The organism is Pseudomonas sp. R15(2017), from assembly GCF_002112685.1.
Taxonomy (GTDB): domain Bacteria; phylum Pseudomonadota; class Gammaproteobacteria; order Pseudomonadales; family Pseudomonadaceae; genus Aquipseudomonas; species Aquipseudomonas glycinae.
In genome coordinates this window covers 14192-26310 of the sequence record NZ_NEII01000020.1, presented here as the reverse complement: position 1 = coordinate 26310, position 12119 = coordinate 14192, and the positions used below count along the sequence as shown (strand labels likewise).

The window sequence follows — 12119 nt, the reverse complement described above, 5'->3', positions numbered from 1 at the left end:
CACCAAGTTTGCGCGAATGAGGACAAGTGTTATGGGTAAGAATGTCGTAGTCCTGGGCACCCAATGGGGTGATGAGGGCAAAGGCAAGATCGTTGATCTGCTGACCGAACATGCTGCCGCCGTAGTGCGCTACCAGGGTGGCCACAACGCCGGTCACACTCTGGTGATCGACGGTGAAAAAACCGTCTTGCACCTGATCCCGTCGGGCGTGCTGCGCGAAGGCGTGCAGTGCCTGATCGGCAACGGCGTGGTGGTTGCACCTGACGCCCTGCTGCGCGAGATCACCAAGCTGGAAGAGAAAGGCGTACCGGTGCGCGAGCGCCTGCGCATCAGCCCTTCCTGCCCGCTGATCCTGTCCTTCCACGTGGCGCTGGACCAGGCCCGTGAAAAGGCCCGCGGCGAGCTGAAGATCGGTACGACCGGTCGCGGCATCGGCCCGGCTTACGAAGACAAGGTTGCACGTCGTGGTCTGCGTGTTGGCGACCTGCTCAACATGCCGCGCTTTGAAGACAAGCTGCGTGAACTGGTGGACTACCACAACTTCATGCTGGTCGGTTACTACAAAGAGCCTGCCATCGAGTACGAAAAGACGCTGGCCGAGTGCAAGGAATACGCCGAGCTGCTCAAGCCGCTGATGCTGGACGTGACTGCCGAGCTGCACGACCTGCGTCGCGCCGGCAAAGACATCATGTTCGAAGGCGCCCAGGGTTCGTTGCTCGACATCGACCACGGCACCTACCCGTACGTGACCAGTTCCAACACCACCGCGGGTGGCGTTGCTACCGGCTCGGGCGTTGGCCCGATGTTCCTGGACTACATCCTGGGCATCACCAAGGCTTACACCACTCGCGTGGGTTCGGGTCCATTCCCGACCGAGCTGTTCGACGAAGTCGGTGCGCACCTGGCCAAGCAAGGTCACGAGTTCGGCGCTACCACCGGCCGTGCCCGTCGTTGCGGCTGGTTCGACGCCGTTATCCTGCGTCGCGCTATCGATGTAAACAGCATCTCGGGCATCTGCCTGACCAAGCTGGACGTACTCGACGGCCTGGAAACCATCAACATCTGCACCGGCTACAAAGATGCGCAAGGCAACGCGGTTGCCCCGACTGACGCTGACAGCTACGTGGGCCTGCAGCCTGTGTACGAAGAAGTGCCGGGCTGGAGCGAATCGACCGTGGGCGCCAAGACTCTGGAAGAGCTGCCGGCCAACGCGCGTGCCTACATCAAACGCGTTGAAGAGTTGATCGGCGCGCCGATCGACATTATTTCGACGGGCCCGGACCGCAACGAAACCATCGTGCTGCGTCATCCGTTCGCTTGATAAGTCGTTGATGTAAAAACACAAAGGCCCCTTCATCGGGGCCTTTGTCGTTTATGCCTGTTGGACGGCATGACCTTTGCTGTGATTCTGTCTACAAGAGTGCCATCAAATTAATGGCGTCAGAAGTAGAGGGATTCAAAGTGTCAGCCGTTCTCTCACTGTTACAAAGCCGTCTGTTGCGGCCCGTGTTCGTTACCCTCGGTATCGCCCTTTTGGTGCAAGTGCTGGTGGCCGTCGCCCTGACGCGGAGCACCGTCACCGCGCTGGAAGCCGATCTCGGCACTCGCTTGGGCGCCGACAGCCAGAAGTTGTCCGGTGAGCTGGAGCAGGCCGGGCGTGAAGTCACGTCGAGTCTCGACAACCTTTCCTCAAGTACCCGTCAGCGTCTTACCGCCGGTCTTTCCTCGCGTCTGAAGGAAGAGCAGGCGCAACTGCGTGCGACTCTGGAAAAAGACCTGAAGGATTCGGCCAATGACATGGCCCAGTTGCTGGCCTCGGTGGCGCCCCGTGCCATGTGGGACAGCGACGTGCCGACCCTGTCCGAATTCGCCCGTCGGGCTCAGCGCAATCCCAACGTGCTGTTCGTGGTGTATGACGACGCCACCGGCCAGCATCTGACTCGCTACCTCAACCGCGAAAACCCGATCAACAAGGCCCTTTTGGAAAAAGGCCAGGGCGAGCGGGCGCTGGACAAGGTGCTGGATGCGGCGAAGAACGATCCGTCGGTCTACTACCTGGAAGCCTCGATCAACCCCAATGGCGTGGAGATCGGCAAGGTGTTGATGGGCGTCTCCACCGCTTCGGTTGAAACCGATCTGGCGGCGCTCGACCAGCGCTTCTCGGCGTTGATTGCCAGCAGCGATCAACTGGTGGGCGACAGTCTCAAAGGTGCTGCTGCCGACAGTGCCACCGCCATGCAGGCTCGCCTGCAATCGGCGCAGTCCACGGCTGCCGAGATGAAAGCCAACACCACCAGTACCGTGCAGGATGCTGCTGCAACGCTGCGCTGGCGCATCGGCATGGGCCTGGCGCTGGTCGGGGCTGGGGTGCTGTTGCTGCTGGCAGTGGTGCTCGGTCATCGGGTCGTCAATCGTCTGAAAATGCTCAACGCCGCCATGGATGATCTGGCGGCGGGCGAGGGCGATCTGACCAAGCGCGTGCAGATCAACAGCAAGGATGAGATCGGCGACATGGCTTCGGCGGTCAACCGCTTTGTGGACAAGTTGCAGCCGATCGTGCGCGAGGCCGGGGATGTGGCTCAGCGTACCGGTGTGGAAATCGGCGCCATGACCCTGCGCAACGCCGGTGCCGATGCGGCGGCCGGGATGCAGCGCGATGAAGTGGCCGAGAGTCTGCGGGCGCTGTCGCAAATGGCCGATGAAGCGCAATCGGAAAGCCATGCGATGCAGGCCGCATTGAAGCAGGTGGTGGATATTCGCCAGGCCACCGACGAGAACACTCGCACCTCGGCCAAGGTCGGCAGCCTGATTGAGGCACTGGCGGGGCAGGTCGATACCGGGGCGAAAGTCATCGAGCGGCTGGCGCAGCAGAGCGAGCAGATCGAAGTGGTGCTGACCGTGATTCACGGCATCGCCGAGCAGACCAACCTGCTGGCGCTCAACGCTGCGATCGAGGCCGCAAGGGCCGGTGAAACCGGGCGCGGGTTTGCGGTGGTGGCGGATGAGGTCCGGGCGCTGGCGAGCAAGACCCAAAGCTCCACCGGTGACATCCAGGCGCACATTGTGGCCCTGCAGCAGGGCGCCCGTGAAGCGGTCGAGGCGATCGGTCAGGCCGGGCGTCAGGCCAGCGAAGGCTTGCTGGTGCTGCGTGACAGCGCGCGTTTGCAGCAGTCGGTGCAGGCGTCGGTCGAGCAGGTGCATGCGGCGATTGGCCTGGCGACTCAGGCCGCGGCGCATCAGGCGCAAGGCGCGCAAGCTGTGCGTGGGCGCGTCGAGACGATTCATGCCCAGGCCGAGAAAGCCGCTCAGGCCGTGGTCGAGACCACGGCCAGCGGCAAGGTGCTGGATGGTCTGGCGGCGCAGCTCAAGGCCAGTCTGGGGCAGTTCCGGGCCTGATAGTCCGGGCAAAAAAAATCGCAGCCTCGGCTGCGATTTTTTTATCGGCTCAAATACATCCGGGTCGTCAGCAGGTACACCGGCAACCCTGACACCACAATAAGCAGCGCCGCATAAGGCGCTGCGGCTGCGAACTCGACATTCGCGGTGTGCGCCCAGACTTCCGTCGCCAATGTGTTGAGCCCTGTGGGGCTTAGCAGCAACGTCGCCGTCAGTTCCTTCATGGCATCCAGAAATACCAGCGCAAACGCTGCGCCCAGGGCCGGGAAGATGATCGGTAGAGTCACCCGGCAGAAAGCCGTGAACGAAGAGGCGCCCAGCGTGCGGGCGGCTTCTTCGAGTTGCGGCGCCGCCTTGTTCAGCGCCGTACGGATCGGTGCCTGAGCCAGTGGCAGAAACAGCAGTGCATAAGCGATCAGCAATAGCGCGGAGGTCTGGTAAAGCGCCGGCACGTAATGCAGGGCGAAATACACCAGCGTCAGGGCGATCACCAATCCCGGCAGGGCGTGCAGCAGATAGGGCAGGCGCTCGGCCCAGATCGCCAGTTGGCCTTTGTAGCGCACCACCAGCAACCCGACCGGCACTGCCAGCACCAGACACAATCCCGCGCCACCCAGCGATAGCGCCAGCGACGACAGCAATGCTTCGGTGATTGCCGCCACCGGGAAGGCCGCTGACGACCCCACGGCGAGCCAGTAGGCCAGCATGCCCAGCGGAACTCCGCTGCCGACAATCGCCAGCATCAGGCAATACAGCTGACCGACGATCGCCCAAGGGCCCAGTCGCACTTGTTCAGCTCGACGCGCCGCACCCTGACCGGTGCGTACGTGCCGGCCCTTGCCGCGCACCCGCAGCTCCAGCCACAACAGCATCAAGCACAGCGCCAGCAATACCGCCGACAGCATCGCCGCGTTGGCATTGCTGAATTCCAGTTCGAATTGCTGATAGATCGCTGTGGTGAAAGTTTGCAGGCCAATGATCGACAGTGCGCCGAATTCCACCAGCATGTGCAGCGCAATCAGCAGCGAACCGGCCAGCAGCGAAGGCCAGAGCAGCGGCAGGGTGACGCGGAAAAACACGCCCCAGCGATTCTGTCCGAGTGTGCGCGCCGATTCTTCAAGAGAAGGATCAAGATTGCGCAGTGTGGCGGCTACCGGCAGAAAGATCAGCGGGTACTTGGACAGGCTCATCACCAGGATCGCCCCGCCGAGTCCTTCGAACTGGGCACTGAGCGAAACCCAAGTGAAGCTGCTGACAAATGCCGGCACTGCGAACGGCAGGCAAAGAATCACGCCCCACAGCTGTCGGCCCGGCAGATTGCTGCGCTCCAACAGCCAGGCCAGCGACAGGCCGATCACACCGCAGGTCACGGTCACGCCAACCATCAGTGCCAGTGTGTTGCGCAGCAGGCCAAACACATACGGGCGCCACAGCAAATGTAGCGCTTCGGTCCAGCCCGCCTGCCAGGCTTTGAGCCCGACGTAGGCCAGCGGCAACAGGCTCATGACCACCAACAGCAACACCGGCAGCACCAGCCAGATCGACGGCCGCTTGCGTCGTGGCGTATAACCCCCGCGTGTAGCGGGGGCGGATAACGATGCCGTCATCAGTTCAAGCCAACTTCGCGTTCCAGCTCCAGCGCTTCTTCGGCGTTGCCCAGGTCGGCCGGCGTGACGTCCGGTGCTTCCAGTTCGCTGAACGGCTTGAGACCGCGATCCGATTCCATGCCTTTGTGCAGCGGGTACTCGGCGGTGGTCTGGGTGATCACACGCTGACCTTCTTCGCTGGCCATGTAGGCGAGGAATTGCTGGGCTTCTTTTGGATGTTTGCTGGACTTCAGCACGGCTGCGCTGGACACGGTGATCAGGCCGCCGACATCGCCGCCGGTGAAGTAATGCAGTTTAGAATCAAGCTTGCCTTTCTCTCGCTGCAGGGCGAACCAGTAATAGTTGTTTACCAGCACCGTGGCGACTTCGCCGTTTTCCACAGCCTTGAGGGCGACCATATTGTTGCTGTAGGTCTTGCCGAATGCGCGCAGGCCGGTCAGCCATTCTTCGGCGGCTTCGCGGCCGTGCTTTTTGATGATCGCCACGGCCTGTTCCTGGAATGCGCCGCTGGTCGGGACGAAGCCGACCTTGCCTTGCCACTGCGGATCGGCGAAATCCAGCACCGATTTCGGCAAATCTTTTTCGTCGATCAGTTTCGGGTTGAAGGCCACCACGCGAACCCGGGCGGTCACTCCGATCCAGGTGCCGTTGCCGGCGACGTATTCTTTCGGCAGAACGGCCAGGGTCGCGTCGTCAGCCTTGGCCAGCAGACCTTGTTCGCCGAGGTTGTTCAGCGGTGGGGATTCTTCGGTGTAGATGACGTCGGCGGGGGAGCGGTCGCCTTCTTCGATGATCTGGCTGGCCAGCTGATTGCTGCTGCCCTTGCGTACATTGACGTGAATGCCGGTCTTGGCCTCGAAGGCTTTGGCGATCGCGTCGCCGACTTCCTTGTGTTGACCGTTGTAGAGAGTCAGGGAAACCGCGTCGGCAGCCTGGGTGAGGGGAGTGGCGAGTGCCAGGCCGAGCAGGGTGAAGGTCAAGCCGCGGCGCAGGGTATTTCGAAACATCATTCGCAGGGTTCCTCACTGTCGCATTGCAAAAACTTGCAACAATGATAAACGATATTGTTTCTCAAGTGCGCTTTGCGAGGAGAGGTAGTGTTTGCCAGGTGTCGGCTCTCAAGCTTTTCCAAACCCCGGAAACGCAAAAACCCGCTTTCGCGGGTTTTTGTGAAATTCAAGATCGTGACCTTGAATTTGAATTGGTGCCCAGAAGAAGACTCGAACTTCCACGACCGTAAGGTCACCAGCACCTGAAGCTGGCGTGTCTACCAATTTCACCATCTGGGCTTCATCTTCAGCGTTGCCGCTGTTGATGTGGCGCACTATACGGAGCGCCTTTTGATCTGTAAACCCCTGATTTGATTTTAATAAATCATTCTCAGAAAAAGCTGGAAAGCAGAATGCAAAAAACCCGCTTTCGCGGGTTTTTGTGGGAGTCTTGAAACTGATCTAGTCTCAAACTCGAAATTGGTGCCCAGGAGAAGACTCGAACTTCCACGACCGTAAGGTCACCAGCACCTGAAGCTGGCGTGTCTACCAATTTCACCACCTGGGCATCTCGTCAACGTGTGTACGTCGTCGATGGCGCGCACTATACGGAGCGCCTTTTTAACTGTAAACCCCTGTCAGCAAAAAAAATGATTTTTTTTACCGGCGGTGTTCAAAACGCCCTTCAGGCGACGATACAAGGCCCCAGACGTGCCTTATATAGTCGGAAATTTCCCGTTTGATGGCGCCTATGCCAAACTAACCCGCATATAGACAAGGTGAAAACTCTCTAATGGCCGATTGGCAGTCCCTCGATCCCGAGGCCGCTCGTGAAGCGGAAAAATACGAAAACCCTATTCCCAGCCGCGAACTGATCCTTCAGCACCTTGCTGATCGGGGTTCGCCTGCTGCCCGCGAGCAACTGGTCGAAGAGTTTGGTCTGACCACAGAAGACCAGATCGAAGCCCTGCGCCGCCGCCTGCGCGCCATGGAGCGCGATGCTCAACTGATCTATACCCGCCGTGGCACCTATGCGCCGGTGGACAAACTCGACCTGATCCTCGGTCGCATCAGCGGTCACCGCGACGGCTTCGGTTTCCTGGTGCCGGATGACGGCTCCGATGACCTGTTCATGAGCCCGGCGCAAATGCGTCTGGTGTTTGACGGCGACCGTGCTCTGGCCCGTGTTTCCGGCCTGGACCGTCGCGGTCGTCGCGAAGGCGTGATCGTTGAAGTGGTGTCCCGTGCCCACGAAAGCATCGTCGGCCGCTATTTCGAAGAAGGCGGTATCGGCTTCGTTGTTGCGGACAACCCGAAGATCCAGCAGGAAGTGCTGGTCACCCCGGGCCGCAACGCCAACGCCCAGATCGGTCAGTTCGTCGAGGTGAAAATCACCCACTGGCCGACCCCGCGCTTCCAGCCGCAAGGCGATGTGATTGAAGTCGTCGGCAACTACATGGCGCCGGGCATGGAAATCGATGTCGCCCTGCGCACCTACGACATTCCGCACGTTTGGCCTGAAGCCGTTCTGAAGGAAGCCGGCAAGCTCAAGCCGGAAGTCGAAGAGAAAGACAAAGAGAAGCGCGTCGACCTGCGCCATCTGCCGTTCGTCACCATCGACGGCGAAGATGCCCGCGACTTCGACGACGCGGTCTACTGCGAAGCCAAGCCAGGCAAGCTGCGCCTGTTTTCCGGCGGCTGGAAGTTGTATGTGGCGATTGCCGACGTTTCCAGCTACGTGAAGATCGGTTCGGCTCTGGACAACGAAGCCCAGGTGCGCGGCAACTCGGTGTACTTCCCCGAGCGTGTGGTGCCGATGCTGCCGGAGCAGCTGTCCAACGGCCTGTGCTCGCTGAATCCACATGTCGATCGTCTGGCCATGGTTTGCGAGATGACCATCTCCAAGTCCGGCGAAATGACCGACTACTGCTTCTATGAAGCGGTGATCCACTCCCACGCCCGTCTGACCTACAACAAGGTCAGCGCGATGCTGGAAACGCCAAAAGCCACCGAAGGGCGCAAGTTGCGCGGTGAATACACCGACGTCTTGCCGCACCTCAAGCAGCTCTATGCGCTGTACAAGGTATTGCTGGCCGCTCGTCACGTGCGTGGCGCGATCGATTTCGAAACGCAGGAAACCCGGATCATCTTCGGTTCCGAGCGCAAGATTGCCGAGATCCGTCCGACCACCCGTAACGACGCGCACAAGCTGATCGAGGAATGCATGCTGGCGGCCAACGTGGCCACCGCCGAATTCCTGAAAAAACACGAAATCCCTGCGCTGTACCGCGTCCACGACGGTCCGCCACCGGAGCGTCTGGAAAAGCTGCGCGCGTTCCTCGGTGAGCTCGGACTATCCCTGCACAAAGGCAAGGATGGTCCGTCGCCGAAGGACTATCAGGCCCTGTTGGCCAGCATCAAGGATCGTCCGGATTTCCACCTGATCCAGACCGTGATGCTGCGCTCCCTGAGTCAGGCGGTGTACAGCGCCCAGAACGAAGGCCACTTCGGCCTGAATTACGAAGCCTACACCCACTTCACCTCGCCGATCCGTCGTTACCCGGACCTGCTCACGCACCGGGCGATCCGCAGCGTGATCCATTCGAAACAGGACACCCCGCACGTTCGCCGTGCCGGTGCGATGACCATTCCGAAGGCGCGCATCTATCCGTACGACGAAGCAGCGCTGGAGCAACTCGGCGAGCAGTGCTCGATGAGCGAGCGCCGTGCCGACGAAGCGACCCGCGACGTAGTGAACTGGCTCAAGTGCGAGTTCATGAAGGACCGCGTGGGCGAATCGTTCCCGGGCGTGATCACTGCCGTGACCGGTTTTGGCCTGTTCGTCGAGCTGACCGATATCTATGTCGAAGGTCTGGTACACGTGACGGCGCTGCCGGGCGATTACTACCACTTTGACCCTGTGCATCACCGCCTGGCGGGCGAGCGCACCGGTCGCAGCTTCCGTCTTGGCGATACCGTTGAAGTGCGGGTCATGCGCGTCGATCTCGACGAGCGCAAGATCGACTTCGAGATGGCTGAAAAAACCATCAGCGCGCCGATCGGCCGCAAGAAGCGTGGCACCGAGACGACCGCTCCTGCAGCCAAGGTTGTGGAAGAAAAGGCTCCGGCAAAAACCGCCAGCCGTCGTCCGGCCAAGGAAAAGGCTGTCGAGGCCTATCGTCCAAGCGATGCCGTGGCGAAAAACGCCGAGCTGCGCAAAAGCCGTGAAATGAAGAAGGCCTTGCTGGCCGACGCCAAAAACGGTGGTAAAGCGGCGTCCGGGGGAAAGACCGGACGGTCGGCGCCTGACAAGGCCTCCGGCGGCAAGCCAGCCAAACCGAGCAAACACCGCAAAGGCCCGCCAAAAGCGGGTTCCGCTCCAGCCAAAAGCGGCGGGGCGCGTAAACCGAAGGCGAAGTCATGAGTCAGTTGGAAAAAATCTACGGCGTTCACGCGGTAGAAGCGTTGCTGCGTCACCACCCAAAACGCGTCAAGCAGATCTGGCTGGCCGAAAGCCGCAATGATCCGCGCGTGCAGACGCTAATCGAACTGGCCAACGAAAACCGGGTCCAGATCGGTCAGGCCGAGCGCCGCGAAATGGACGCCTGGGTCGAAGGCGTGCACCAGGGCGTGGTGGCGGACGTCAGTCCGAGCCAGGTCTGGGGCGAAGCGATGCTCGACGAGCTGCTTGATCGCACCGAAGGCGCGCCGTTGCTGTTGGTGCTCGACGGCGTGACCGATCCGCACAACCTCGGCGCCTGCCTGCGTTCGGCGGATGCTGCCGGTGCGCTGGCGGTCATCGTGCCAAAAGACAAGTCGGCCACCCTGACCCCTGTGGTGCGTAAAGTGGCTTGCGGCGCGGCGGAAGTCATTCCGCTGGTGGCCGTCACCAACCTTGCGCGAACCCTGGAAAAACTTCAGCAGCGCGGGTTGTGGATTGTCGGCACGGCAGGCGAGGCCGAGGTCAGCATCTATGACCAGGACCTGACCGGCCCGACCATTCTGATTATGGGCGCCGAAGGCAAAGGCATGCGTCGCCTGACCCGCGAGCATTGCGATTACCTGGTGCATTTGCCGATGGCCGGTAGCGTCAGCAGTCTCAACGTGTCGGTTGCAACGGGTGTTTGCCTGTTCGAGGCCCAGCGCCAGCGTGGTGCCAAGTCCAAGGCGGCTGCCAAGAAGGCTTAAGCCTTACGCAGTCCAAAATGTGGGAGCGAGCCTGCTCGCGAAGCGGAGTTACATTCAGCATCATTGTTGGATGTTAAGCCGCTATCGCGAGCAAGCCCGCTCCCACAGTGCTTTGTGGTGTGGCAGAAAGTGTGACTGTTCAAATAATCACCAATTGCCTTGCGCCTCTTCAGTCCCTTCTCTACAATTGCGCCCCTTGCTGTGGCGGCAGGCATCCATGTGCCCCGCGCCAGCAAGTCCATAAGTGTCATTCACTCCTTGTCTGACCGTTTTTGAGCGGCAGGCTACAACCCGTAAGGAGCATTCATGCGTCATTACGAAATCATCTTTCTGGTCCACCCTGACCAGAGCGAGCAAGTCGGCGGCATGGTTGAGCGTTACACCAAGCTGATCGAAGAAGACGGCGGCAAAATCCACCGTCTGGAAGACTGGGGCCGTCGTCAACTGGCCTACGCAATCAACAATGTTCACAAGGCTCACTACGTGATGCTGAACGTTGAGTGCACCGGCAAGGCCCTGGCCGAGCTGGAAGACAACTTCCGCTACAACGATGCTGTGATCCGTAACCTGGTCATCCGTCGCGACGAAGCCGTTACCGGCCAGTCCGAGATGCTCAAGGCTGAAGAAAACCGCAGTGAGCGCCGTGAGCGTCGCGAACGTCCTGAGCACGATGGCAGCGCCGATGGCGATGACAGCGATAGCGACAGCGACAACAGCGATAACGCTGACGAGTAATCCACGGACCTTTTAAGGAGCCTATCAAATGGCACGTTTCTTCCGTCGTCGTAAATTCTGCCGCTTCACCGCTGAAGACGTGAAGGAGATCGATTACAAAGATCTCAACACTCTGAAAGCCTACGTATCCGAGACCGGCAAAATCGTTCCAAGCCGCATCACCGGTACCAAAGCTCGTTATCAGCGTCAGCTGGCCACCGCTATCAAGCGCGCCCGCTTCCTGGCCCTGCTGGCCTACACCGACAGCCACGGCCGCTGAGACCGGGCAGTCGACAAGTAGCAAAGGATTGAATGCATGCGTGCCTTAGCTGAGTTCATCATGCGCGGCCGTATGCAGGCCACTCTCGTAGTGGCCGGGTGTGCAACATTGCCGTTGTTGTATTGGTTGGGTGCTGCCGCCGGGAGCCTGGTGCTTCTGCGGCGCGGATTGGCCGACGCCCTGGGCGTCGTGTCACTGGGACTGCTGCCGGCATTGATCTGGTGGTTGTATGCCGATGACCCACGGGCACTTCTGGTGCTGCTGGGGGCTTCGGGGCTTGCGTTGGTGTTGCGCGCAAGCGAATCCTGGGTCCGTACGCTGCTGGTCAGCGTAGCCATGGGGCTGGTGTTTTCAGTGGTGCTCGGGGCGGCGTTCGCGCCCCAGATCGAGATGCTGGCGCAGGCCTTGATAAAGGTCATGCCCGCGCTTCTCGGTGATGCCTACCAACAATTGTCGGTAGACGAGCAGGCGCGTTTTGCGTCGCTGATCGCACCGGTCCTCACCGGCCTGATTGCGGCCTTGTTGCAGATCGTCAGCGTGCTGAGCCTGATTGTCGGGCGTTACTGGCAGGCGTTGTTGTACAACCCGGGTGGTTTTGGTCGCGAGTTTCGCGCCATCCGGATCCCGCTGGGGCCGGCGATGTTACTGCTGGCGTTGATGCTTCTGGGCCCGAATCTCGGTGCACAGATGGCCATGTTGACGCCGTTGTGCAGTGTACCGCTGGTGTTCGCCGGGCTGGCCCTGATTCACGGGCTGGTGGCGCAAAGGCGACTGGCCGGTTTCTGGCTGGTGGGGTTGTACGTAACGCTGTTGCTGTTCATGCAGCTGATCTATCCGTTGCTCGTGGTTCTGGCCATTGTCGACAGCCTGATTGATTTTCGCGGTCGGGTGTCGAAAGACACCGATAACGCGAACGGTGAAGGTTAAAAGTTAAGAGGATTTCCA

Annotated in this window: 9 protein-coding genes and 2 tRNA genes; 7 read left to right on the top strand and 4 right to left on the bottom strand. The window is 60.5% G+C overall.

Annotated features, from left to right (window positions below; translation table 11 throughout):
- Nucleotides 1–31: 31 nt before the first annotated feature.
- Nucleotides 32–1321 (top strand): adenylosuccinate synthase, encoded by a 1290-nt coding sequence (locus CAF77_RS27835; protein ID WP_064379102.1) that lies wholly within the window; start codon nucleotides 32–34, stop codon nucleotides 1319–1321.
- A gap of 140 nt (nucleotides 1322–1461) precedes the next feature.
- The gene (locus CAF77_RS27830) at nucleotides 1462–3396 is read left to right on the top strand and encodes a methyl-accepting chemotaxis protein (RefSeq protein ID WP_041475493.1); all 1935 of its coding nucleotides are present in this window, start codon (nucleotides 1462–1464) and stop codon (nucleotides 3394–3396) included.
- Nucleotides 3397–3437: 41 nt separating this feature from the next.
- On the opposite strand, the gene CAF77_RS27825 is transcribed toward CAF77_RS27830, so the two are convergent.
- The 4 genes from CAF77_RS27825 to CAF77_RS27810 all read right to left on the bottom strand — a co-directional run bounded on the left by CAF77_RS27825 (nucleotide 3438) and on the right by CAF77_RS27810 (nucleotide 6560).
- Nucleotides 3438–5003: an iron ABC transporter permease gene (locus tag CAF77_RS27825; RefSeq protein ID WP_064379103.1), complete on the bottom strand. Its 1566-nt coding sequence runs from the start codon at nucleotides 5001–5003 to the stop codon at nucleotides 3438–3440.
- The gene (locus tag CAF77_RS27820; RefSeq protein WP_064379104.1) at nucleotides 5003–6013 is read right to left on the bottom strand and encodes an extracellular solute-binding protein; all 1011 of its coding nucleotides are present in this window, start codon (nucleotides 6011–6013) and stop codon (nucleotides 5003–5005) included. Before CAF77_RS27820 ends, CAF77_RS27825 begins: the two co-directional genes overlap by 1 nt.
- A gap of 192 nt (nucleotides 6014–6205) precedes the next feature.
- Nucleotides 6206–6292, bottom strand: a tRNA-Leu gene (locus CAF77_RS27815).
- Between the two features lie 181 nt (nucleotides 6293–6473).
- Nucleotides 6474–6560: transfer RNA gene (locus tag CAF77_RS27810), tRNA-Leu, on the bottom strand.
- A gap of 225 nt (nucleotides 6561–6785) precedes the next feature.
- On the opposite strand from CAF77_RS27810, the gene rnr reads away from it, so the two are divergent.
- The 5 genes from rnr to CAF77_RS27785 all read left to right on the top strand — a co-directional run bounded on the left by rnr (nucleotide 6786) and on the right by CAF77_RS27785 (nucleotide 12101).
- A complete protein-coding gene (gene rnr / locus CAF77_RS27805; protein WP_064379105.1) occupies nucleotides 6786–9416 on the top strand; it encodes a ribonuclease R in 2631 nt (876 codons plus the stop codon).
- On the top strand, nucleotides 9413–10180 hold the full coding sequence (gene rlmB, locus CAF77_RS27800) for a 23S rRNA (guanosine(2251)-2'-O)-methyltransferase RlmB (RefSeq protein WP_064379106.1): 768 nt from the start codon (nucleotides 9413–9415) through the stop codon (nucleotides 10178–10180). Before rnr ends, rlmB begins: the two co-directional genes overlap by 4 nt.
- A 306-nt stretch (nucleotides 10181–10486) precedes the next feature.
- Nucleotides 10487–10915, top strand: a complete 429-nt coding sequence (gene rpsF / locus CAF77_RS27795) for a 30S ribosomal protein S6 (RefSeq protein ID WP_007950702.1) — start codon at nucleotides 10487–10489, stop codon at nucleotides 10913–10915.
- 28 nt (nucleotides 10916–10943) lie between these two features.
- Complete coding sequence (rpsR, locus tag CAF77_RS27790) at nucleotides 10944–11174, top strand: 30S ribosomal protein S18 (RefSeq protein WP_002551829.1); 231 nt, start codon at nucleotides 10944–10946, stop codon at nucleotides 11172–11174.
- A 36-nt stretch (nucleotides 11175–11210) separates the two neighbouring features.
- Nucleotides 11211–12101 (top strand): hypothetical protein, encoded by an 891-nt coding sequence (locus tag CAF77_RS27785; protein WP_064379107.1) that lies wholly within the window; start codon nucleotides 11211–11213, stop codon nucleotides 12099–12101.
- Nucleotides 12102–12119: the final 18 nt, after the last annotated feature.